The following is a 23,028-nucleotide window of genomic DNA, read 5'->3' on the forward strand; positions in this document are numbered from 1 at the left end:
AGGCGAACAGACCGAAGCGCAACATCCAGGCAGCGATACTGATCAGCATGACGTTCTTGATGCCGTAGCGGCTCAGGAAGAACGGGATGGTCAGGATGAACAGCGTCTCAGAGATCTGCGAGATGGACATCATCACCGACGCGTGTTCAACGATAAAGCTCCCGGCAAACAGCGGATCGTTATCGAAGCTGTGCAGGAAGGTATTACCGAACATGTTGGTGATTTGCAGTTCCGCGCCCAGCAGCATGGAGAAAATAAAGAAGATCGCCATGCGCTTGTTTTTGAACAGGGCGAAGGCGTCCAGGCCAAGCATGGTGCTCCAGCTCTGGTTTTTCTGCTGGTTAGAAACCGGAATGGTGGGCAGCGTCAGGGTGAACAGCGCCAGCAGCACGGAGAGCGCGGCACCAATATACAGCTGCATGTGGCTCAGCTCGAAGCCCGCGAAGCTCACGCCCCACATTGCCATGATAAAGCCGATGGTGCCCCAGATACGGATTGGCGGGAAGTCGGTGACGATATCCAGACCGGCAGATTTCAGGCGGTAGTAGGAGATGGTGTTGATCAGGCCAAGCGTTGGCATATACGCCAGCGAGTTAAGCAGGATCACCATAAACATCGCCCCCGGCGTGGTCACTTCGGCCGCCATAAACAGCGTCCCCGCACCCACCAGATGGCAAAGCATATACAGCCATTTCGCACTTAACCATTTATCTGCCACGATACCGAGCAGCGTTGGCATGAAAACAGCCGCAATACCCAGCGAGCTGTAGACGGCACCGATTGACGCACCATCGAACTTGAGCGTCACAAACATATAGGAGCCGAGTGTAGTCAGCCAGCTACCCCACAGGCAGAACTGCAGAAACGACAAGATTTTAAGCTGCAGCTTAAGGTTCATGTTACTTTCCTCACAAGTGAGCGGGAGATATGTTGTTATAGGAACATTCAGGGTTGTTATTTGATGCAATTCTATCAGTTGGCAACGATATGTTTTGTTACCTCCCGCAAAAAAATGCAATCCACATTAATTTGCAGTTTGGATTGTGATGCAAATAGCATTTTTGTATGGGTGGGATGAGATGGGTGCGGTCTGATGCCCCCTCACCCTAACCCTCTCCCCAAAGGGGAGAGGGAACTTGAACACCCTCTCCCCTTTGGGGAGAGGGCAGGGTGAGGGGTGGTGTTGGTTTCTAGCGGCGACGGTAGTTCTTCTGCGCCGTATTCACCTTATACAGATAGCGGCGGGATTCCGCAGACGGGTGGCGAGTGGTCAGCGTGGAGTACACGTCCCCCGGCGCCATGCTGTTGATGATGTTCGCGGCCTGAACTTTATCGTTCGAGAAGACGCGCAGGACGCTGCCCGCACCGCCGTTGTAGGCGGTGATCACCGCATAGCGACGTGAAGTCGGGTTATCGATCCCGCCGAGATAGACATTGTTCAGCATCGCCAGATAGGCCGTGCCGGTATCAATGTTGCTTTGCGGATCGAACAGGTAGCTGCGGCTCGGCGTACCGGATTTCCCCTGCGCGCGGAACACGTCTTTACCGGCGCTGTGCTGCACAACCTGCATCAGCCCCAGCGCGTCGGAACGGCTCACCGCATACGGGTTGAACGAGGATTCGGTCTGCATAATCGCCAGGATCAGCGACTCATCCACGCCATACTTACGCGACGCCTGACGCACCATGCCCAGATACTTATGCGCACGCTTGTCGAGGTGGTTCGGCACCAGGTTTATCGTAACGCTATAGATCACCTTCAGGCCATTGGTGCGGCTTTTCAGGCGCGTTTGCAGCAAATAGTCTGCGAAGTTCGTCGCGCGACCTTCCCAGCGAATCGGCTGACCGGTCTGGTCAACGACCTGCCCATACAGGAATGGCTCTTTGGAGATAGTGATGTCATCGGCATCAGAGTAGAGATCGATAGAGCCCGGATCGTCGCCCATCAGCAGGGTTTTGATGATGGCCTGACGTAAATGCGCCGCAGGTTCAGTCCCCGCGATGGTTTCAATCGTAATCGTACCGTCATCGAAGTTGATGTGGCTACGGGTCTGATAGGCGTCGGTATACTTAACGTAGTCCTTCGGTCCGGCAATAAGAACTTCGTTAAATCCCCATATGTTCTCGATGTTATGGGCAAACTGCCCCATCAAAATGTCAAAACCGTTGGTGTCCTTAACCCAGGCTTCGTTATAGCTATCGCCCTTTTTGGAAGAACAAGACACAAGCAACGGCGCAACAAGTGCTAGCGCTAATAGTTTTTTCATCATTCCGGGAGTGCGTGTTGTGTTTGCTTTGAGGTTGCTGTTGCCGGGTGGCGCTGCGCTTACCCGGCCTACATAACCGTAGGCCCGTGCAAGCGCAGCGCCGCCGGGCAGCAGCCGCAGAGTATTATTTTTCCGGTGGCGTATAGCCTTCGATGTGGACGTCTTTACCCTCGAACAGGAAGTTCACCATCTCCTGCTCCAGCAGCTTGCGGTGTTCCGGGTTCATCATGCTGAGCTTTTTCTCGTTGATCAGCATGGTCTGTTTTTTCTGCCACTGTCCCCAGGCTTCTTTGGAGATCTCGTTGTAAATGCGTTTACCCAGGTCGCCCGGGTAGAGCTGGAAATCCTGGCCTTCAGCGTCGCGCTGCAGGAAAGTACAAAAAATGGTTCTGGCCATACTCATTCCTCTTTGTCTTGCCGATGCTAAACCATTTCACCGACACGTAATTGCTGTAACAGGCGCTCCACGGGAGCCGCCAGCCCGACTGATGGCGGTTGCGCTAAGTTATACCAGAGAGCGGTGCCTTCATCCATGCAGGAGGTGAATGAGGACACGGGAAGCCACATAGGCACAATATCCAGATGGAAATGGCTGAAGGTATGACGGAACGCGTTGAGTTGCGTCAGGGTATCGGCCGCAATGCCGCGCTGTTCAAGCCATGCCCGAAGCGAAGCTTCATCCTCAAACTGTGGGAAGCAGTATAGACCACCCCACAGGCCACTCGGCGGGCGCTGGGCGAGAAACACCTCGTCGCCATGCTGCATCAGCAGCATGTACCCGGTGCGTTCAGGCAGCGTCTGCTTCGGTTTTTTCCCCGGATACTGCGCCCAGGAGTGGTTCGCATAGGCCACGCAGAGGTTATTTACCGGGCAGAGTTCGCACTTCGGTTTTGAACGGGTGCAGACCATCGCGCCCAGATCCATCATCGCCTGGTTAAAACGCTCCACCCCTTTCGCCGGAGTGACCGCTTCACTGATCTCCCACAGGCGCTTCTCAACCTCTTTCTTGCCCGGCCAGCCTTCTACGGCGTAGCAGCGTGCCAGCACGCGCTTGACGTTGCCGTCGAGAATAGGGAAATGCTTGCCTAAAGACAGGGAAAGGATTGCGCCTGCGGTTGAACGCCCGACGCCGGGCAAATCCGCAACCTCGTCAAAGGTCTCCGGGAATTTACCGTTGTGGCGGGTGGCGACCTGCTGTGCGGCTTTGTGCAGGTTGCGCGCGCGGGCGTAATAGCCGAGGCCTGTCCACAGGTGCAATACCTCGTCTAACGGCGCGTTGGCCAGATCGGTGATTGTCGGGAAGCGCGCCATAAAACGCTCGAAGTAAGGAATGACCGTCGCGACCTGCGTTTGTTGCAACATCACCTCGGAGAGCCATACTTTGTAAGGCGTTTTTTCAATTTGCCAGGGCAGGGTTTTACGCCCGTATTTGTCGTACCAGTCCAGCACCTGGGCTGAAAATTGAGAGGCTTGCATGGTCATCGATTCGCTTAATCAGGGAGGCAGATTGCAGCACAGCGTCAATCTGCTGTAAACCGGATCTTTCCCATGCTTGCATAGAAGCCTTAACTTTGGATAATGCCCGTTTCCCGTACACTCTCACAAGCAGACAACTCTTTTATGAAAAACGACGTCATTTCACCGGAATTTGATGAAAACGGTCGCCCGCTGCGCCGTATTCGCAGCTTTGTCCGCCGTCAGGGCCGCCTGACAAAAGGGCAGCAACACGCGCTGGACAACTACTGGCCGGTGATGGGCGTTGAGTTCAGCGAGCAGCCGCTCGACTTTACCGAGCTGTTTGGCCGCGATGCGCCAGTGACGCTGGAGATCGGTTTTGGCATGGGCACCTCGCTGGTCACTATGGCGAAAGCGCGACCGGAGCAGAACTTCCTCGGTATTGAAGTGCACTCGCCAGGCGTCGGTGCGTGTCTGGCAACGGCCCACGAAGAGGGCGTTGAGAACCTGCGCGTTATGTGTCACGACGCGGTGGAAGTGCTGCATAAAATGATTCCTGACAATTCTTTGAACATGGTTCAGCTCTTTTTCCCTGACCCGTGGCACAAAGCGCGTCATAATAAACGCCGTATCGTTCAGGCGCCGTTTGCCGAGCTGGTGAAAAGTAAGCTTAAGCTGGGCGGCGTCTTCCACATGGCGACCGACTGGGAACCTTATGCGGAACACATGCTGGAAGTGATGTCGTCGCTGGACGGGTATAAAAACCAGTCTGAAAGCAACGACTACGTACCGCGTCCGGATTCACGTCCGGTGACAAAATTTGAACAGCGTGGCCATCGTCTTGGTCACGGCGTATGGGACTTAATGTTCGAGAGGGTGAAATAATGGCAAAGAATCGTAGCCGTCGTCTGCGTAAAAAGATGCACATCGAAGAATTCCAGGAAGTGGGTTTCTCCGTTGCCTGGCGTTTCCCGGAAGGCACCAGCGTTGAGCAGATCGATCAGGACGTTGATGCGTTCATCAACGAGGTGATCGAACCCAACAAGCTGGCCTTCGACGGTAGCGGCTATCTGGCGTGGGAAGGTCTGATTTGCACCCAGGAAGTGGGGAAATGCACCGAAGAACATCAGGCGCTGGTACGCAAATGGCTTGAAGACCACAAACTGGAAGATGTCCGCGTCAGCGAACTTTTCGACGTTTGGTGGGACTAATAAAGCAAGAACGGGGCCAGCATTAGCTGGCCCATTTTGTCTGAGGGAGTGTTGAAGATGCGTAAAACGTTGCTGGCGGTTGCTTTACTGGCAATCGGAACCACCGCCCATGCGGAGTATAAATGTAGCGTCACCCCGCGTGACGACGTGGTATTAAGCCCGCAAACCGTGCAGGTTAAAGGCGAGAATGGCAATCTGGTGATCACGCCGGATGGCAACGTGACGTTTAACGGCAAACAGCAAAACCTGACGGCCGCCCAGCGCGAGCAGGCGATGGACTACCAGGCCGAGTTGCGTACCGCGCTGCCATGGATAAACGATGGCGCGCTGACCCGCGTTGAGAAGGGCCGCGTGGCGCTGGATAAAATCATCACCAAAGAGGTGGGGGAGAGCAGCAATATGCGCACCCGCCTGACGAAGCTGGATAAACAGCTGAAAGAACAGATGAACCGCATTATTGAGACGCGCTCTGATGGCCTGACGTTCCACTATAAGGCGATCGATCAGGTGCGAGCCGACGGTCAGCAGCTGGTGAACCAGGCGATGGGCGGCATTCTCCAGGACAGCATCAACGAGATGGGCGCCAAAGCGGTGCTGAAAGGCGGCGGTAATCCGTTGCAGGGTGTACTGGGTAGCCTGGGCGGACTGCAAACCTCGATTCAGAACGAGTGGAAGAATCAGGAAGCCGATTTCCAGCAGTTCGGCAAAGACGTGTGTAAACGCGTGGTGTCCCTGGAAGACAGCCGGAAGGCGCTGGTGGGGACGCTGAAGTAACGCCTCTGCGCGTAGGGCCCCTCACCCCGGCCCTCTCCCCAGGGGAGAGGGAGTAACCAGTTCCCTCTCCCTGTGGGAGAGGGTTAGGGTGAGGGCATCAGGCATTGCAATCGTTGCAGAATAGCCATCAGCATCTCCTCCTCATTAGCCCTGAATTCATGATTCCAGAACCGTACGACTTCCCAGCCGTTCGCATTCAAAAACTCGGTGCGACGAGAGTCATAGGCCTCTTTATCCTGATGTTGCCCCCCGTCCAGCTCAACAATCAGTTTCGCCTTAAAGCAGGCAAAATCCACGATGTACGGCCCAACCGGCATCTGTCGGCGAAACTTATACCCAAAGAAGCGGCGACCTCTGAGCAGATACCAGAGGCGTAATTCTTCGGGTGTCATTTGTTTGCGGAGTTGTTTTGATTTTTCCATCCCCACACTCTGCCAGCCTTTCCCTCAACCAGCAGAACGGGATGTAACATCCTGAATCAGCCTTCAGGATTTTCAGCGAGGAACAGCTCAAGAAGGGAGTTTAGGAACAGCTTACCGTGCTCGGTGATCTGCCAGTACTCATTACACTCGGTCAGATATCCCTGCGCCAACGCCTCGTCAATCTGCGGACGAATCACCGACTCTGACAACCCGGTGTAGAGCGCAAACTCCGCGCGCGGTGCGGCTTCCAGCAGACGGAAGCGGTTCATAAAGAACTCAAACGGCTTATCCACCGCCTCGACGTCATGCTGACGCTCCAGGTAGCGGCCTTCCATAAACCCGCGCGGATGACGCGTTTTTGCAGTGCGCAGAATGCGCCCGTCCGGGAAGGTCACTTTGCCGTGTGCCCCGCAGCCAATCCCCAGATAATCACCAAAGCGCCAGTAGTTCAGGTTGTGCTGACACTGATAGCCCGGCTTCGCATACGCCGAGGTTTCGTATTGCTGATACCCCGCCGCGGTCAAAAGCTGGTGGCCCTGCTCGAAGATATCCCACAGCGCGTCATCGTCCGGCAGCACTGGAGGACGGGAACCAAACAGGGTGTTCGGTTCAATGGTCAACTGATACCACGACAGATGCGGCGGGTTCAGTTCAATTGCCTGACGCAAATCGTCCAGCGCTTCTTCCAGCGACTGATCCGGCAGGCCGTGCATCAAATCGAGGTTAAAACTGCGCAGCCCAAGCCCCGTTGCCAGGTTCGCCGCGCGCTTTGCCTCTTCCGGGCCATGAATGCGCCCCAGGCGCTTCAGCTTTGGCTCGCTAAAGCTCTGCACGCCGATGGAGATACGGCTCACGCCCGCGCGCTGATACTCGACAAAACGGTCGGCCTCAACGGTGCCCGGGTTGGCTTCCATCGTAATTTCAGCATCCGCTGCCAGGTTCAGGCGTGCGCGCACACCGTCCAGCAGCGTCTGCATCGCCGGGCCTGAAAGCAGGCTCGGCGTACCGCCACCAATAAAAATGGTCTTCACTTCACGTCCCTGTGCGTACGGTACATCGGCATCCAGATCGGCCAGCAGATGCGCGACGTAATCATCGTGCGGCACTTCGCCCTTCAGCGCGTGCGAGTTGAAATCGCAGTACGGGCATTTCTGCACGCACCATGGGATGTGAATATAAAGACTCAGAGGCGGCAAATTAGCCATTACGCAGTGCTTCCAGTAACAGTTTCAGGGCGCGTCCACGGTGGGAGATCGCGCTTTTCTCTTCGCGGGTGAGTTCCGCAGCGGTTTTGCCCTCGGTCGGGACAAAGAAAATCGGGTCGTAACCAAAGCCGCCGTTGCCCGCCGCTTCACGGGTGATCACGCCCGGCCAGCTGCCGTGACAGACAATCGGCGTGGGATCTTCCGCGTGACGCATGTAGACCAGCACGCAGTGGAATTGCGCGGTACGCTGTTCGTCAGGGACGTCGTTCAGGGCCACAAGCAGCTTTTCCAGGTTCTGCTGGTCGGTGGCGTCCACCCCGGAATAGCGGGCGGAGTAAATCCCCGGCGCACCGCCCAGAAAATCCACGGCCAGACCGGAGTCATCGGCAATCGCGGGCAGCCCGGTGATCTGCGCCGCATGGCGCGCTTTCAGAATGGCGTTTTCGATAAACGTCAGGCCGGTCTCTTCGGCGGAGTCCACGCCCAGCTCGGTCTGAGCCACCACGTCCAGCCCAAAATCATGTAATAGCGAGGCCAGCTCGCGCACTTTACCGGCATTACCGGTGGCGAGAACAACTTTCTGCATGGTTTAGTCCTGTTTTGTCAGAGCCGCGACTTCCGTCGGGATAGATTGCGGGTTAAGGATTTTTACCTGTTTATGCCGGCCAAGTTCACCTTTCTCAATGATGACCTGGCTTTTAGCGACGCGAAACTGTTTTGCCAGATATTTGGTCAGATGCGCATTCGCCTGGCCGTCAACGGGCGGGGCAGTGATGGCGACTTTTAGCTCGTCGCCATGCAGCCCAACAATGCTGTCGCGGCTGGCTTTCGGCTGAATGTACAGCCGTAAAACCAGCCCGTCGGCGCAGGGGCTAACTGCACTCATAACGCCATCCACAGCCCCGGCAGCAGCATATTACCCGTCGCCTGTAACAGTTCCGCGATACCCATATTCAGCACGTACAGCAGCAAAACGAGAAGCATCGGGGAGAAGTCGATTCCGCCCATCGCAGGCAGCAGGCTACGGATCGGACGCAGCAATGGTTCAGTCAGCTGAATCAACGCGTACTCCACCGGGCTACGGCCCCGGCTTACCCAGCTCATAATCGCCATCACCAGCAGGACCCAGAAGATCAGCGAGCCGACGGTTTTAACCAGGATCAGAACGGCTGAAATCCAGATAATCGGCTGGAAAGTGATGACCATAAACAGCACGATCGCTTTGATAACGCTCAGAATAAACGCCATCAGCAGAGATGAACTGTCAATCGGCCCCATTGCCGGAATGATGCGGCGAAGCGGCCCCACAATGGGCTGCGTGATTTTCACGATAAATTGTGAGAATGGATTGTAAAAATCACAACGGGCCCACTGCATCCAGACGCGCAGTAGCAGCGCCATCGTATACAGTTCAATGACCGTTGAAAGCAGGAAAGTCAACGTCTTCATGGCGTTCCTCAGGTTTCCTTATTATTGGGTGTAATCGCGCGCACCGAAAATTGCTGTGCCGATGCGCACCATGGTGCTGCCTGCCGCGATGGCGGCTTCCATATCGTCCGACATGCCCAGAGAAAGCGTGTCTACCGTGTCATAGCGCGCTTTAAGCGCCTCAAATGCTACAGCCATTTGCTGTGCTACGGCAAACTGCCTTTCATAACTTGACTCTGGTGCCGGAATGGCCATCAGTCCGCGCAGGGTTAAGCGCGGCAGCGCCGCCACGTCCGCCGCCAGCGCATCCAGTTCGCTCAGCGTAATGCCGGACTTGCTGTTTTCATCACTGATGTTGATTTGAATCAGCACGTTAAGCGCTGGCATCTCCATAGGGCGCTGGTCGCTCAAACGGGTAGCGATACGCAGACGATCGATGGTGTGACACCAGTCGAAGTGCTCTGCTACCAGACGGCTTTTGTTCGACTGTAGCGGACCGATAAAGTGCCACTGCAGGTCTGTATTTCCCCGCTCCCGGAAAGCGCGAATCTTATCTACGCCTTCCTGCACATAGTTTTCACCAAAGGCACGATGACCGGCGGCTATCGCTTCTGCGATGGCGCTCGCAGGCTTGGTTTTGCTGACTGCAAGCAACGTAATTTCTTCTGAAGCACGGCCGCAACGCGTTGCCGCGGCTGAGATTTTGTCCCGGACCTGTGCCAGGTTATGCGCAATGTCGTTCATTTTCCGAGGAGTTGTCTATGGATGTGGAAGAAATTGTGGCCCTTAGTGTAAAGCATAACGTCTCCGATCTACACCTGTGCAGTGATTCACCACCGCGCTGGCGCAGGTCAGGCCGTCTTGAACCTGCGCCGTTTCCGCCCCCCGATGTGGAGGCGTTATTAAAAGCGTGGCTCAACGACGAGCAGCAGGGTGCCTGGTGGGCAAACGGGCAGGTAGATTTTGCCGTTAGCCTCACAGGCGGTCAGCGGCTGCGCGGCAGTGCGTTTAAGCATATGCACGGCGTTTCGATCGCGCTACGCCTGTTGCCGCTAACGTGTCCGCAGCTCTCTGCGTTAGGCGTGCCGCGCGCGATCCCGGAGCTTTTGTCCAATGACAATGGCCTGATTCTGGTCACCGGCGCCACCGGCAGCGGGAAATCGACCACCCTGGCCGCGATGGTCGATTTTCTCAATCACCATACGGACGGGCACATTCTGACCCTGGAAGATCCGGTGGAGTTTATGTACCAGAGTGAACGTTGCCTCATCCGGCAGCGGGAGATAGGCCAGCATAGCCCGTCCTTTGCCGAGGCCCTGCGCAGTGCGCTGCGTGAAGATCCGGATGTGATTCTGCTTGGTGAGCTGCGCGACAGCGAGACGATACGCCTGGCGCTGACGGCGGCTGAGACTGGCCATCTGGTGTTGGCCACGCTGCACACGCGCGGCGCGGCGCAGGCGATCGAGCGCCTGGTCGATACCTTCCCGGCGCAGGAGAAAGATCCGGTTCGTAATCAGCTGGCGGGAAGCCTGCGTGCGGTACTGGCGCAGAAGCTGCGTCAGGATGTCCAGGGCGGGCGCGTGGCGCTGTATGAGCTACTGGTGAATACGTCGGCGGCGGCAAACCTGATCCGCGAAGGTAAAACCTGGCAACTGCCGGGCATTATTCAAACGGGGCAGCAGGCGGGGATGCAGAACTTTGAGCAGAGTCTGGCGGAGCGACGGGCGCAGGGGCGGCTGTAGGCCCCGGCGCTCAGTAACCCTGTTCGAAATAGCTTTCGAGGATAATGACGGCTGAAGCTGAATCCACGCTGCCTTTGTTCAACGCCCGGAAGCCACCGTGCTCGAACAGGCCAGCGCGTGCCTCGACGGTGCTCAAACGTTCATCGTGCAGCTTAACGGAGACACCAAAGCGGCCATGAATTTTGTTCGCGAACTTGCGTGCGCGGGCGGTTAGCGGTTGCTCGGTGCCGTCCATGTTCAGCGGCAGACCGACAATCACGTCGTCCGGCTGCCACTCTTTGAGCAAGCGCTCAATAAGGTTCCAGTCCGGCGTGCCGTCGTTAGCTTTCAGCGCTGTGAGCGGGCGGGCGGTGCCGGTGATCCGTTGACCCACAGCGACGCCGATGCTTTTGGTGCCGAAGTCAAAGGCGAGAAGGGTGCCGCTCATTACGCGTGCCCCGCAACGCCAGGCATGGTTAGAATATCAATGCCAATCAGTTTTGCCGCGTCACGCCAGCGATCGGCGATAGGGGTTTTAAACAGGATATTCATATCCGCAGGGGCCGTCAGCCAGGCGTTGTCCAGAATTTCTTGTTCCAGCTGCCCTTTTTCCCAGGAAGCGTAGCCGAGCGCAACCAGCACCTCAGAAGGCTGATTTGCCGTGCCCAGTGTTTCGAGCACATCGCGAGAGGTGGTGACGACGGTGTTATCGGAGATACGAATGCTGGACGAGAAAACCGGCGGGGTATGCAGGATAAAGCCACGATCTTCTGCAAGCGGTCCGCCGAGCATCACCGGTTTATCAAGACGGATTTCCGGCAGCCGCGCTTCAGCAGGGATTTTCAGCTTGTCCAGAATGCCTTCGACCTGAAGGTTTTCCAGCGGCTTATTGATGATAATCCCCATTGCGCCGTCTTCGTTGTATTCGCAAATATAGACCACGGCGCGGCGGAAAATCGGATCCTGGAGAGCAGGCATGGCAATAAGAAAGTGATGCTGTAAATTCATTGTCAGAGGTACTGTTTCCTGGTTTAAAAAGCGACAGCGCCCAGTATGGGGATAAACACAGGCGCTGTCACAGGTTATTTCTGTAAACGTTTTTCGATAGCGTCCATCAGCATTCCGGTGATCGAGATCGGGAATTCCGCTTCGATCTCACGAATGCAGGTCGGGCTGGTGACGTTCACTTCGGTCAGACGATCGCCGATAATATCGAGGCCAACGAAGATCAGGCCTTTGGCTTTCAGCGTAGGGCCGACGCGGCGGGCAATTTCCCAGTCGCTTTCGCTTAACGGACGCGGTTCGCCACGACCTCCGGCCGCCAGGTTGCCACGGGTTTCACCACCCTGCGGGATACGCGCCAGGCAGTAAGGCACCGGCTCGCCGTCTACAACCAGCACACGCTTGTCACCGTCTTTAATGGCCGGCAGATAGTTTTGCGCCATGCAGTAGCGGGTCCCCAGCTCGGTCAGCGTTTCGGCAATCACGCCAATGTTCGGGTCGCCCTCTTTCACGCGGAAGATCGATGCGCCGCCCATGCCGTCCAGCGGCTTCATGATGATGTCGCCGTGCTTCTGCCAGAATTCTTTCAGCTGCGTTTTGCTGCGGGTGACCAGCGTTTCCGGCGTCAGGTCAGAGAACCATGCGGTATAGAGCTTCTCGTTGCAGTCGCGCAGGCTCTGCGGCTTGTTGACGATCAGCGTGCCTTTCTCTTCGGCACGCTCAAGGATATAGGTGGAGTAAATGTATTCGGTGTCGAACGGCGGATCTTTACGCATCAGGATGACGTTAAGGTCGGCCAGGGCAATATCCTGCTCGGTGCCGAATTCGTACCATTTTTCGTAGTTCTGCTCGACGTTAACGATGCGGGTACGTGCGCGGGCTTCACCGTTGATCAGGTACAGATCGTTCATCTCCATATAGTGGAGTTCATAGCCGCGACGCTGCGCTTCCAGCAGCATAGCGAAGCTGGAATCTTTCTTAATGTTAATGTTTGCGATGGGGTCCATCACGATGCCGAGCTTAATCATGTTCTTCTCCGGTTATGGGTCAGGCTTTGCTTCAACCCAGATCGCCAAATCGCACCTGTAGGGCGGTAATGGCGGTGAGTGCCGTTGTCTCAGTGCGCAGAACGCGAGGTCCCAACAGAATATCAGTAAACTGGTAACGCGCCGTCATGGCGATTTCGTCAGCCGACAGGCCGCCTTCCGGGCCAATCAGCAGGCGTACGCGCTCAACGGGCAGCGGCAGCGTATTGATGCTGGCGCTGGCGCGCGGATGAAGATTAAGCTTAAGCCCGCTTTCCTCTTCTGCACACCAGTCCTCCAGATCCATCGCCGGGCGGATCTCCGGGATGCGGTTGCGGCCGCTCTGTTCACAGGCTGCAATGGCAATTTTCTGCCACTGCTGGATCTTTTTGTTCAGACGTTCCGCATCCAGTTTAACGCCGCAGCGCTCAGAAAAAAGTGGCGTAATGAGGCTTACACCCAGTTCAATGGATTTCTGAATGGTGAACTCCATCTTTTCCCCGCGCGACATCACCTGGCCAAGGTGAATGTGCAGCGGGGATTCCCGGTCGTCCACGTCGCCACGCAGCACCTTCACGTGCACGCTTTTTTTATCGGCGCGCGTAATTTCAGCGTCAAAAATCTGATTAGAGCCGTCAAAGAGCTGAATCGCCTGGCCTGCGCCCATGCGCAGCACGCGGCCTACGTGGTTTGCGGCATCATCAGACAGGGCGATTTCGCCGCCTGGGGTAATCAGTTCAGGGTGATAGATGCGAGGGATGCGCATAGTCAGAAATTCCATGTGTCATGCGATATAAGCGAATTGCCGTAGTGTAGGTTAGCTCTTTTGCGCCTGGCAAGCCCGCTGGACGTAAGGGTTGTGATTCCCCTGGACTTTGGCGATACGTTCGTCGCGCTGGCATTCCCAGTCCGTCACCGGGTAGAGCTTGTCCCAGGCATTGAAGAGCTGCGTCTGCTGGCGGGAAAGGTTGAGATCGTAGCGGTCGCGCATATAGAAGTAAGTGCGGGCGATGCTGCCGCGCGCGCGGGCAGGCGGTTCGGCGAGTTTCTCTTTGAAATCGACCTTCATGGCGCACTGACCGTACTGGCCTTCGCCACCGTTCCACTGGCTGTACATGAAGTTTCCGCGGTCGCCATTGACTTCACCCACGGCGGGTTGCAGGTTGTGCATATCGCTTTCCATCTGGCGGTAGACCGGATCTTTTGCGCAATTTTTACGTCCACCGTCCTGCCAGCACTGGCGCTGGTGGCCAAACTGCCAGGCCGGAACAACGTGTTCCCATTCGATTCGGCTGGCGCGGTTCTCGTTCTTGCGCACCTTATAGCCGCAGGATCCCAGATCCACGATCCCTTTCTTACCCTGCCAGTTAATTTTACAGCCGCAGTAGAAATCACCCGGTACGTCGGCGTTAATCTTTACGCCTGCGGTTTTTGCCTGTGAGAAACTGTGAATACCGTCGGCCAGAGCATGGCCGGAGAGCGCCGTCGCCAGAAAAGCGACTGCGAGAGAAACATTACGGGACATCTTACACTCCGTGTCAAAACGAGCCCGCAACGTAACGAATGTTGTTCCCGTATGCAATCAGTCAGATCAGGAAAGTTCCTGAAAGTTCGAGTGATTATTCCGCCACCAGTGGTTCGCCGCACTTTACGCAGCGATAGGTCGCCTCGCCGCGCACCACGCGGTTGTGACGGCGGACGGTAAGCTGGTGCTGCTGGCACTGGCAGCGGTAGGGAAACGTATTGCGGCGTACCGATTCCAGCTCGAACTGGTGGGTGCGGCGAGCCGGAACGCCGAGCACCGCCTCCATCATCCATTTCCACTCTTTGCCGTGCGGCGCGACGCGGCCAAAGTGTTTCCACACCAGAAGGTGGGCCAGCTCGTGCGGCACCACTTCTTCGATAAACGCCTGCTGATTTTCCATCATCAACACCAGATTCAGGCGGATCTCATACGATTCCAGCCAGGCGGTGCCCGCCGCGGTGCCACGCTGCTGATAGACCAGCTTCGGTTCAGGATAATTGCGGCCGAGCTTCAGGTTGGCCTGGGCGAGTTTTTCCCGCAGGCTGCGCATAACGGCTTGCTGAATGGCGATGGGGAGACGGGGAGATTTCATAGGGGCAGAGCATAAAGCGGGAAGCGGGGAGGCGCAAGAGGCGCCTCCCCGCAGGAGGATCAGTCGTGTGCGCCGATTTCGCGCAGAGGACGACCTTTCATCAGGTTACGTTCAATGTGTTCCAGTGAAACATGTTTGGTTTCAGGAACCAGCCAGATCGTGAGAACAATAAAGAACAGGTTCAGACCGGCGTAGACCCAGAAGGTATTGGCATTACCCAGGGTATTGAGCATGGTCAGGAACGTTGCGCCGACGATCATGTTGGCAATCCAGTTGGTTGCGGTAGAGCAGGTGATACCAAAATCACGCCCTTTCAGCGGCTGGATCTCAGAACACAGTACCCAAATCAGCGGACCGGCGCTCATCGCAAACCCAATGATAAACATCAGCAGCATCGCCACGGCGAAGTACTGTGCCGTTGGGGAGTGAATGCCCATGTGCATCATGGTACCCAGCACGCCCATCCCGACGGCCATGACCAGGAAGCCCAGCGTCAGGGTTGGTTTACGCCCCCAGCGGTCCACCAGACCGATAGCGATAAAGGTCGCCAGCACGTTGGTCAGGCCGACGATCACGGTGCCCCACATCTGTTCGGTGGTGTTGGTGTAGCCCGCCAGTTCGAAGATTTTCGGCGCGTAATACATGATGACGTTCATCCCGGTGAACTGTTGCATGATCTGTAACAGCACACCGAGGAACACCGCGCGGCGGAAGTTGCTGTTCTCTTTGAACAGCGCCCAGCCGGACTGTTTGACCTTCAGGCTTTCGCGGATCTCTTCCAGCTCGTTTTTGGCTTCGGCGCTGGTATCACGCAGGCGTAAGAGCACGCGTTCGGCATCGTGGAAGCGGCGTTTGGCGGCGAACCAGCGCGGGCTGTCCGGCAGGAAGAAGACACCAATCAGCAGCAGAATGGCCGGAATGATGATGACGCCCAGCATCCAGCGCCATGCGCCGCTGTAGCTGAAGGCGGTATCGGAAAGATAAGCCCCCAGAATACCGATGGTGATCATCAGCTGGTACATGGAAATCATGCTGCCGCGGATTTTTTCCGGTGCGATTTCAGACAGGTACAGCGGGGCAGTATAAGACGCCACGCCCACTGCCAGACCGAGCAGCACGCGGGAGAGGATCAGCACTTCAACGTTAGGCGCAGCGGCAGAGAACAGTGAGCCGGCAACGAACAGGATCGCGCCGATCATCAGGCTCTTTTTACGCCCGAGCTTAAAGGAGAGCCAGCCGCTGCCGACCGCGCCGACGGCGGCACCGAACATCATGGAGCTGACCACCCATTCCTGAGTGTGTGCGCTAATCTGGAACTCATCGGTGATGAAAGGTAATGCACCGGCAATTACGCCAATATCCAGGCCAAAGAGTAATCCTGCCAGAGCGGCGAGGAAGCAGACGAAGAACGTCATTGCCTTATTGGACGTACGCCCCTGTTTATTATTGTCAGGCATTATGCCCTCCAGTTGGGTTATCAGTTTTTACGATATTAAGAGTAGGTGAGCGGCTCATAAAAATATGTGAGTCAAATCACAACGGTGTAATCGGTTACACTAGTTTGTAACCGTAAAAATAATTAAAGCTTTGAAAATATAGAGGTAAATTAATTGATATGCATCGCGTTTGCACAAATTTCAGACTTAACTGAAAGGGAATGTAACAGCAGAAGAAATGCGATCATGCAAAGAGAATATTCTGAAAGCGGGGTATAGAGAGTGAGGTGTAAACGGTTCCAAACATTGCCGGGTGGCGGCTGCGCCTTACCCGGCCTACCAAAATTCACTACCCGTAGGTCGGGTAAGGCATAGCCGCCACCCGACATAAAAAAGGCCAGCACAAAGGCTGGCCTGTTTAAGCTGCTGGCAGTCGATTATTTCAGACCGGCAGCATCACGCAGCAGGGCGGCTTTGTCGGTTTTTTCCCAAGGGAAATGTTCGCGACCAAAGTGACCGTACGCTGCGGTTTCCTGGTAGATTGGGTGCAGCAGATCCAGCATCTGAATCAGACCGTATGGACGCAGGTCGAAGAACTCACGCACCAGCAGGGTCAGCTGTTCAGAAGGCACTTTTTCAGTACCGAAGGTTTCCACCATGATGGAGGTTGGCTCAGCCACGCCGATGGCGTAGGAAACCTGAATTTCACAGCGGTCAGCCAGGCCCGCAGCAACGATGTTTTTCGCCACATAACGTGCAGCGTACGCCGCAGAACGGTCCACCTTAGACGGGTCTTTACCGGAGAACGCGCCGCCACCGTGGCGCGCCATGCCGCCGTAGGTATCTACGATGATTTTACGACCGGTCAGACCGCAGTCACCCATTGGGCCGCCGATAACGAAGCGTCCGGTTGGGTTGATGAAGAATTTGGTCGCAGAGCTCAGCCATTCAGTTGGCAGAACCGGCTTAATGATCTCTTCCATCACCGCTTCCTGCAGGGATTTCTGGTCAATATCTTCAGCATGCTGCGTGGAAAGAACCACGGCATCAATGCCGACGATTTTCCCGTCGTCATACTGGAAGGTCACCTGGCTTTTCGCATCCGGACGCAGCCACGGCAGGGTGCCGTTTTTACGCACTTCAGCCTGACGCTGCACCAGACGGTGTGCGTAAGTCACCGGCGCTGGCATCAGCACGTCGGTTTCGTTGGTCGCGTAGCCGAACATCAGGCCCTGGTCGCCCGCGCCCTGTTCCAGCGGATCGGCACGGTCAACGCCCTGGTTGATGTCCGGGGACTGTTTGCCAATAGCGCTCAGTACGGCGCAGGAGTTGGCATCAAAGCCCATATCAGAATGTACATAACCGATCTCACGCACCGTGTTACGGGTGATCTCTTCGATATCTACCCATGCGCTGGTGGTGATCTCACCGCCAACCAGAACCATGCCGGTTTTGACATAGGTTTCACACGCTACGCGCGCCTTTGGATCCTGCGCGAGGATCGCATCCAGCACCGCATCGGAGATTTGGTCAGCAATTTTATCAGGATGTCCTTCTGATACGGACTCGGACGTAAACAGGTGTTTTGCCATGTTTTATTTCACCTAAAAGGAATTTGGTTAGCTCGAACTGCTGTGTGGAATAGCCAAAGGAGATAATTCTACCAAGGCCTGCAGGATTTTGACACTGGCAGTCTGAGTGTTAATCGGTATGGATGGATTAACATCTGGACGTCTATTTTAGGTCACTTCTTCACCCGATTTCCAGTTTTTTTTGACTCACCTCTCACTGCGTTGAAAACACGGCTGGAAATTTTTCCTGACGGCGCTGGCAACCTGCGCATTTTTGTTTTGCTTTTTAGCGACCTTCTCGGTATAAAACGCGGCGCGCGGCTCATATAAATTAAGCGCTCGATGAACACATCGTGTCGCCACTTCCAGCCGGGTTAAGCAGTGAACTTTTAGCTTTGGCTTGTGGTCCGTTTCAGCAGAGGCGGCCGTGGAGGTGATACGAGATAATGAACCATTGTTTTCCGCTCATTCAGCGCAGTCGTTCTGGCGCGCATTTGATTCCCACCCGCACTTCTGGTCTAAACACCTGCCGATGTTATACCCATCTCGGTGCTTCTCAGGATTCCAGAGCCGGTCACGCTTTGTGAAAACTGAACAAGGGCGCTCTTGTTAATACAGGAGTTTTCTCGTGGTTTCGCCGAACCTTGTCATACAGAGTTCGGATACGTGTTTTACAATGATATGAATAAGAAACCGGTCGCACGGTCTGGATTTCAGCATACTCTGCTGGGAAATGGAGCCGTTAATGGGTTGTTATCGCCGTATAACGCTGCGATAGTAGTCAACTGTTTTACACTTAATACAAAGAGTTGAGGTTCGCTATGTCTGACGACATGTCTTCGCTTTCGCCTTCGTCAGCAGGCGAACAGGGTGTACTACGTTCTATGCAGGAGGTTGCGATGAGCTCCCAGGAAGCCAGCAAGATGCTGCGCACTTACAATATTGCCTGGTGGGGCAATAACTACTACGACGTTAACGAGCTGGGCCACATCAGTGTCTGCCCGGATCCGGACGTCCCGGAAGCGCGCGTGGATCTCGCTAAGCTGGTGAAAGCCCGTGAAGCCCAGGGTCAGCGCTTGCCTGCACTGTTCTGCTTCCCGCAGATCCTGCAACATCGCCTGCGTTCTATTAACGCCGCGTTCAAACGCGCGCGGGAATCGTATGGTTATAACGGCGACTATTTCCTCGTTTACCCGATCAAGGTAAACCAGCACCGTCGCGTGATTGAGTCCCTGATCCACTCCGGCGAACCGCTGGGCCTGGAAGCTGGCTCCAAAGCGGAGCTGATGGCGGTTCTGGCGCACGCGGGCATGACCCGGTCGGTGATCGTCTGTAACGGCTATAAAGACCGCGAATACATTCGTCTGGCGCTGATTGGCGAGAAGATGGGCCACAAGGTCTATCTGGTGATCGAGAAGATGACCGAAATCGCGATCGTGCTGGAAGAGGCCGAGCGTCTGAACGTGATCCCACGCCTTGGCGTGCGTGCGCGACTGGCGTCGCAGGGTTCCGGTAAATGGCAGTCTTCCGGCGGTGAAAAATCCAAGTTCGGCCTCGCGGCGAACCAGGTGCTTCAGCTGGTGGAAATTCTGCGCGAGCGCGGTCGTCTGGACAGCATTCAGCTGCTGCACTTCCACCTTGGCTCGCAGATGGCCAACATTCGCGACATTGCCACCGGCGTGCGTGAATCGGCACGTTTCTACGTTGAGCTGCACAAGCTTGGCGTAAATATTCAGTGCTTTGACGTGGGCGGTGGCCTGGGCGTGGATTACGAAGGGACACGCTCGCAGTCTGACTGCTCGGTCAACTACGGCCTGAACGAATACGCCAACAACATTATCTGGGCGATTGGCGATGCCTGCGAAGAGCACGGCCTGCCGCACCCGACGGTGATCACCGAATCCGGCCGCGCGGTCACTGCGCACCATACGGTGCTGGTCTCTAACATCATCGGCGTTGAGCGCAGCGAAATCACTGAAGCCACGCCTCCGGCAGACGATGCTCCACGTTCCCTGCAAAGCATGTGGGAAACCTGGCAGGAGATGCACGAGCCGGGCACGCGTCGTTCTCTGCGCGAATGGCTGCACGACAGCCAGATGGATCTGCACGACATTCACGTCGGTTATTCTTCAGGCACCTTTAGCCTGCAGGAACGCGCGTGGGCGGAGCAGCTCTATCTGAACATGTGCCATGAAGTGCAGAAGCAGCTCGATCCGAGCAACCGCGCACACCGTCCGATTATCGACGAGTTGCAGGAACGTATGGCGGACAAAATGTACGTCAACTTCTCCCTGTTCCAGTCGATGCCGGATGCCTGGGGTATCGACCAGCTGTTCCCGGTTCTGCCGCTGGAAGGGTTGAATCATGCGCCGGAACGCCGCGCGGTGCTGCTGGACATTACCTGTGACTCCGACGGCGCGATTGACCACTACGTCGACGGTGACGGTATCGCAACGACCATGCCAATGCCGGAGTACGATCCGGAGAACCCGCCAATGCTGGGCTTCTTTATGGTGGGTGCGTATCAGGAGATCCTCGGCAACATGCACAACCTGTTCGGTGATACCGAAGCGGTTGACGTGTTTGTCTTCCCTGACGGCAGCGTGGAGGTTGAGCTGTCCGACGAAGGGGACACCGTGGCGGATATGCTCGAATACGTTCAGCTGGATCCGAAAAAACTGCTCACCCAGTTCCGCGATCAGGTCAAAAACACCGGTCTGGACGATGCGCTGCAGCAGCAGTTCCTGGAAGAGTTTGAAGCGGGTCTGTACGGTTACACCTACCTGGAAGACGAATAAGCTTTTTATTCCCTCTCCCCTCTGGGGAGAGGGTTAGGGTGAGGGGCAAAGGCCGCACAATGCCCTATACTCACTTGAACCCGTATGAATTAACGGCGATAATTCGCCCCACTATGCGATTTACGAATCAATCCCTTCCTCGTCGGGTTTAACGACGCGGAGGGGATTTTTTTTCATCTGTTTTAATGTATCGACTTTATAAGAGGTCAGGACATGAGCACTTTAGGTCATCAGTACGATAACTCTCTGGTATCTAACGCGTTTGGTTTTTTACGCCTTCCGATGAACTTCCAGCCTTACGACAGCGATGCTGACTGGGTGATCACCGGCGTACCGTTCGACATGGCAACGTCCGGTCGTGCGGGTGGACGTCATGGCCCGGCGGCAATTCGTCAGGTTTCCACCAACCTGGCCTGGGAGCACAACCGCTTCCCGTGGAACTTCGACATGCGCGAGCGCCTGAACGTGGTGGACTGCGGTGATCTGGTGTACGCCTTCGGTGACGCGCGCGAAATGAGCGAAAAATTGCAGGCGCACGCCGAGAAGCTGCTGGCGGCCGGTAAACGCATGCTCTCCTTCGGCGGTGACCACTTCGTGACACTGCCGCTGCTGCGCGCCCACGCGAAGCACTTCGGTAAAATGGCGCTGGTGCACTTTGACGCGCATACCGACACCTACGCGAACGGCTGCGAATTCGACCACGGCACCATGTTCTACACCGCGCCGAAAGAAGGCCTGATCGATCCGAACCACTCCGTGCAGATCGGCATCCGCACCGAGTTCGACAAAGACAACGGCTTCACCGTACTCGACGCGGGCCAGGTGAACGATCGCGGCGTGGACGATATTCTGGCTCAGGTTAAGCAGATCGTCGGCGATATGCCTGTCTACCTGACCTTCGACATCGACTGCCTGGATCCGGCATTCGCACCGGGTACCGGTACGCCGGTGATCGGCGGCCTGACGTCAGACCGCGCCATCAAGCTGGTGCGCGGCCTGAAGGATCTGAACATTGTCGGGATGGACGTGGTGGAAGTGGCTCCGGCCTATGACCAGTCCGAGATCACCGCGCTGGCCGCGGCGACCCTGGCGCTGGAAATGCTCTACATCCAGGCAGCGAAAAAAGGCGAATAAGCCTTACGCGCTGATTGCTGCTGCGCGCCGCATGCGCAGCAGCAACATTCCCCAGGCCAGCGTGAAGGTGTGGACAAACCCCGGTTATTTCGCGGGCGATGACCATTCCCGTCAGCGAGCCTAACAAAGGCGAAACCGCGCAGACCGCGGCCCAAATCGCAATGCTGCTTAATAATCCCTGCCGATAATGAAGTTTGCTTTCAATAACCGGCGTTAATAATAGAGCGGAAAAACCATAACCCAGAAGAAAGCAGGTCATGAGTAGACCCTGTAACATTCTGTTTTCATTTAACTGAAAATGTTCGGCAAATTCCGGGTTTAAAATCATTACCGAGATATTTACCCGATCGACGTACGAAATAATAATGAGTAATAAAAGCGCAATCGTGCCTTGCCATCTTGCCGTCATCATGTCCGCCTTACGTTTTTTGTAACTTATATTTTTCATCAATGTGATTGTCACGGAGCTAAAATGATTCACCTGTGAAACTCATTGTTTATTAAAGATAAATTAAAAATCAGTTTCACCGGTGAAACGCGAAAGAGGTGACGTTAATTTATTTTTAAAGAGTAAAAAGAAAGGAAGTCAATATCTTTTATTCAAAATAAGAGACCATTAAAAAAACGTATTTCTCACGCTGTAATAATGAAAATTTCATATCGCTGCATTTTTTCGTGATCCCTTGCACACTTAGTTAATTAATTGCCGATCGATTAACAAATTCGTCACATTGTCGCTTGACGAAACATTCATCGCTTTTATATTGACCGTATTAAATAAGAAACAGAGTTTCATATATGAAACAAAAGCCTGGAGGATCGTGATGAGCTGGATAGGCGTATGTGACGCAGAACAAGTACAGGAAGATTTCCCTTTTAGCGGCAACGTCGACGGGAAAGAGATCGGCGTTTACCTGATCGACGGTGAATATTACGCGCTGGAAGACGTATGCCCCCACGCCTATGCCCTGCTGAGTCAGGGCTTCGTAGAAGACGGCAAGGTGGAATGCCCGCTGCACGAGGCGGTGTTCGACGTCAAAACCGGCCAGTGTCTGCACGGCCCCGGAGGACGCAACCTCAACCGTTACCCGGTTCGGGTCTTTGAAAACCAGATTCAGATTACCTTTGTTGAGGAGACCGTGGCATGAGCGACACGCTGAACTACAACCCGGCGCTGCCGGAAAGCCGCCAGTTTACCCCGCCGGCAGAGGGCGGTAATGGCGCCATTCACAAGCCGGGCGAGTACCAGAACCTGATCTGGCAGACCCGCAGCCGTGAGCCGGAAAGCTGGGAGGTGAAGCTGATTGCGACGCTGGAAGAGCTTTTCGAACAGGGCGTTGAAACCCTGCCGGAGCTGGTAAACGGGCTGAACGCGGTGCGCATGCACGACCAGCAGGGCGAGCCGTGGAGCGACGCCAGCTTCCAGGCATTCTTACAGGTTAACGGCTACTGAGGGCAATGC

General features: G+C 55.6%; 27 protein-coding genes and 1 pseudogene. 9 read left to right on the forward strand and 19 right to left on the reverse strand.

What is annotated here, in order from left to right; translation table 11 throughout:
* The 4 genes from HP459_RS05620 to mutY form a co-directional block, all read right to left on the reverse strand.
* The coding region (locus tag HP459_RS05620) for a nucleoside permease (protein ID WP_171936009.1) at positions 1-898 on the reverse strand (898 nt) is incomplete at its 3' end.
* A gap of 292 nt (positions 899-1,190) precedes the next feature.
* A complete protein-coding gene (gene mltC, locus HP459_RS05625) occupies positions 1,191-2,267 on the reverse strand; it encodes a membrane-bound lytic murein transglycosylase MltC (protein ID WP_032621902.1) in 1,077 nt (358 codons plus the stop codon).
* A 124-nt stretch (positions 2,268-2,391) separates the two neighbouring features.
* Positions 2,392-2,664: an oxidative damage protection protein gene (locus HP459_RS05630; RefSeq protein ID WP_003862425.1), complete on the reverse strand. Its 273-nt coding sequence runs from the start codon at positions 2,662-2,664 to the stop codon at positions 2,392-2,394.
* Between the two features lie 26 nt (positions 2,665-2,690).
* The gene (mutY, locus tag HP459_RS05635) at positions 2,691-3,743 is read right to left on the reverse strand and encodes an A/G-specific adenine glycosylase (protein WP_171936010.1); all 1,053 of its coding nucleotides are present in this window, start codon (positions 3,741-3,743) and stop codon (positions 2,691-2,693) included.
* 144 nt (positions 3,744-3,887) lie between these two features.
* Here mutY and trmB point away from each other — a divergent pair, with 144 nt between their 5' ends.
* From trmB to HP459_RS05650, 3 genes are read left to right on the forward strand one after another with little or no spacing between them, the layout of a single operon-like run.
* A complete protein-coding gene (gene trmB / locus HP459_RS05640) occupies positions 3,888-4,607 on the forward strand; it encodes a tRNA (guanosine(46)-N7)-methyltransferase TrmB (RefSeq protein WP_022649361.1) in 720 nt (239 codons plus the stop codon).
* Positions 4,607-4,933 (forward strand): YggL family protein, encoded by a 327-nt coding sequence (locus HP459_RS05645; RefSeq protein WP_003862421.1) that lies wholly within the window; start codon positions 4,607-4,609, stop codon positions 4,931-4,933. Before trmB ends, HP459_RS05645 begins: the two co-directional genes overlap by 1 nt.
* A gap of 57 nt (positions 4,934-4,990) precedes the next feature.
* Positions 4,991-5,707, forward strand: a complete 717-nt coding sequence (locus HP459_RS05650; protein ID WP_022649360.1) for a DUF2884 domain-containing protein — start codon at positions 4,991-4,993, stop codon at positions 5,705-5,707.
* 83 nt (positions 5,708-5,790) lie between these two features.
* On the opposite strand, the gene HP459_RS05655 is transcribed toward HP459_RS05650, so the two are convergent.
* The 6 genes from HP459_RS05655 to HP459_RS05680 are packed head-to-tail and all read right to left on the reverse strand — an operon-like array spanning position 5,791 to position 9,506.
* Positions 5,791-6,129 carry an endonuclease domain-containing protein gene (locus HP459_RS05655; protein WP_023298571.1) on the reverse strand — a complete coding sequence of 113 codons (339 nt, stop codon included), beginning with the start codon at positions 6,127-6,129 and terminating at the stop codon, positions 5,791-5,793.
* A 56-nt stretch (positions 6,130-6,185) separates the two neighbouring features.
* Entirely contained in the window at positions 6,186-7,334 is a 1,149-nt protein-coding gene (hemW, locus tag HP459_RS05660) for a radical SAM family heme chaperone HemW (RefSeq protein ID WP_171936011.1), read from the reverse strand.
* Positions 7,327-7,920, reverse strand: coding sequence for an XTP/dITP diphosphatase (locus HP459_RS05665; protein WP_022649357.1), 594 nt, complete (start codon positions 7,918-7,920; stop codon positions 7,327-7,329). Before HP459_RS05665 ends, hemW begins: the two co-directional genes overlap by 8 nt.
* Before the next feature lie 3 nt (positions 7,921-7,923).
* Positions 7,924-8,220, reverse strand: coding sequence for a DUF167 family protein YggU (yggU, locus tag HP459_RS05670; protein WP_022649356.1), 297 nt, complete (start codon positions 8,218-8,220; stop codon positions 7,924-7,926).
* Positions 8,217-8,783, reverse strand: coding sequence for a YggT family protein (locus HP459_RS05675; protein WP_003860024.1), 567 nt, complete (start codon positions 8,781-8,783; stop codon positions 8,217-8,219). The genes yggU and HP459_RS05675 overlap by 4 nt, the downstream gene beginning before the upstream one ends.
* A 21-nt stretch (positions 8,784-8,804) precedes the next feature.
* Positions 8,805-9,506 carry a YggS family pyridoxal phosphate-dependent enzyme gene (locus HP459_RS05680; RefSeq protein WP_023298569.1) on the reverse strand — a complete coding sequence of 234 codons (702 nt, stop codon included), beginning with the start codon at positions 9,504-9,506 and terminating at the stop codon, positions 8,805-8,807.
* Positions 9,507-9,523: 17 nt separating this feature from the next.
* Here HP459_RS05680 and HP459_RS05685 point away from each other — a divergent pair, with 17 nt between their 5' ends.
* Positions 9,524-10,504 carry a type IV pilus twitching motility protein PilT gene (locus tag HP459_RS05685; protein ID WP_108367930.1) on the forward strand — a complete coding sequence of 327 codons (981 nt, stop codon included), beginning with the start codon at positions 9,524-9,526 and terminating at the stop codon, positions 10,502-10,504.
* A 10-nt stretch (positions 10,505-10,514) separates the two neighbouring features.
* On the opposite strand, the gene ruvX is transcribed toward HP459_RS05685, so the two are convergent.
* The 8 genes from ruvX to metK form a co-directional block, all read right to left on the reverse strand.
* Positions 10,515-10,931, reverse strand: a complete 417-nt coding sequence (ruvX, locus tag HP459_RS05690; RefSeq protein WP_006811925.1) for a Holliday junction resolvase RuvX — start codon at positions 10,929-10,931, stop codon at positions 10,515-10,517.
* The gene (locus HP459_RS05695) at positions 10,931-11,491 is read right to left on the reverse strand and encodes a YqgE/AlgH family protein (RefSeq protein ID WP_022649353.1); all 561 of its coding nucleotides are present in this window, start codon (positions 11,489-11,491) and stop codon (positions 10,931-10,933) included. Before HP459_RS05695 ends, ruvX begins: the two co-directional genes overlap by 1 nt.
* A 74-nt stretch (positions 11,492-11,565) precedes the next feature.
* Positions 11,566-12,513, reverse strand: a complete 948-nt coding sequence (gshB, locus tag HP459_RS05700) for a glutathione synthase (protein ID WP_003860032.1) — start codon at positions 12,511-12,513, stop codon at positions 11,566-11,568.
* Between the two features lie 31 nt (positions 12,514-12,544).
* Positions 12,545-13,276, reverse strand: a complete 732-nt coding sequence (gene rsmE / locus HP459_RS05705) for a 16S rRNA (uracil(1498)-N(3))-methyltransferase (RefSeq protein WP_003860033.1) — start codon at positions 13,274-13,276, stop codon at positions 12,545-12,547.
* Between the two features lie 51 nt (positions 13,277-13,327).
* Positions 13,328-14,035, reverse strand: a complete 708-nt coding sequence (gene endA, locus HP459_RS05710) for a deoxyribonuclease I (RefSeq protein ID WP_108367931.1) — start codon at positions 14,033-14,035, stop codon at positions 13,328-13,330.
* A gap of 94 nt (positions 14,036-14,129) precedes the next feature.
* On the reverse strand, positions 14,130-14,627 hold the full coding sequence (locus HP459_RS05715) for a SprT family zinc-dependent metalloprotease (protein WP_108367932.1): 498 nt from the start codon (positions 14,625-14,627) through the stop codon (positions 14,130-14,132).
* Between the two features lie 59 nt (positions 14,628-14,686).
* A complete protein-coding gene (gene galP, locus HP459_RS05720) occupies positions 14,687-16,084 on the reverse strand; it encodes a galactose/proton symporter (protein WP_023298566.1) in 1,398 nt (465 codons plus the stop codon).
* A 416-nt stretch (positions 16,085-16,500) separates the two neighbouring features.
* Entirely contained in the window at positions 16,501-17,655 is a 1,155-nt protein-coding gene (gene metK, locus HP459_RS05725; RefSeq protein WP_022649349.1) for a methionine adenosyltransferase, read from the reverse strand.
* Positions 17,656-18,315: 660 nt separating this feature from the next.
* Between metK and yqgB the strand changes: the two genes are divergently transcribed.
* The 3 genes from yqgB to speB all read left to right on the forward strand — a co-directional run bounded on the left by yqgB (position 18,316) and on the right by speB (position 21,566).
* Positions 18,316-18,447: an acid stress response protein YqgB gene (gene yqgB, locus HP459_RS05735; RefSeq protein WP_057979949.1), complete on the forward strand. Its 132-nt coding sequence runs from the start codon at positions 18,316-18,318 to the stop codon at positions 18,445-18,447.
* 8 nt (positions 18,448-18,455) lie between these two features.
* Positions 18,456-20,432: a biosynthetic arginine decarboxylase gene (speA, locus tag HP459_RS05740; RefSeq protein WP_022649348.1), complete on the forward strand. Its 1,977-nt coding sequence runs from the start codon at positions 18,456-18,458 to the stop codon at positions 20,430-20,432.
* A 213-nt stretch (positions 20,433-20,645) separates the two neighbouring features.
* Positions 20,646-21,566 carry an agmatinase gene (gene speB, locus HP459_RS05745; protein WP_017382921.1) on the forward strand — a complete coding sequence of 307 codons (921 nt, stop codon included), beginning with the start codon at positions 20,646-20,648 and terminating at the stop codon, positions 21,564-21,566.
* A 76-nt stretch (positions 21,567-21,642) separates the two neighbouring features.
* Here speB and HP459_RS05750 read toward each other — a convergent pair.
* A pseudogene (locus HP459_RS05750) lies at positions 21,643-21,975 on the reverse strand (MFS transporter); the annotation flags it as partial.
* 415 nt (positions 21,976-22,390) lie between these two features.
* Between HP459_RS05750 and HP459_RS05755 the strand changes: the two are divergent.
* Complete coding sequence (locus HP459_RS05755) at positions 22,391-22,714, forward strand: non-heme iron oxygenase ferredoxin subunit (protein WP_003860044.1); 324 nt, start codon at positions 22,391-22,393, stop codon at positions 22,712-22,714.
* Complete coding sequence (locus tag HP459_RS05760; RefSeq protein WP_022649346.1) at positions 22,711-23,019, forward strand: recombinase-like helix-turn-helix domain-containing protein; 309 nt, start codon at positions 22,711-22,713, stop codon at positions 23,017-23,019. The genes HP459_RS05755 and HP459_RS05760 overlap by 4 nt, the downstream gene beginning before the upstream one ends.
* Positions 23,020-23,028: the final 9 nt, after the last annotated feature.

Origin of the sequence: Enterobacter sp. CM29, from assembly GCF_013179605.1 — a bacterium.
Lineage (GTDB): Bacteria > Pseudomonadota > Gammaproteobacteria > Enterobacterales > Enterobacteriaceae > Enterobacter > Enterobacter intestinihominis.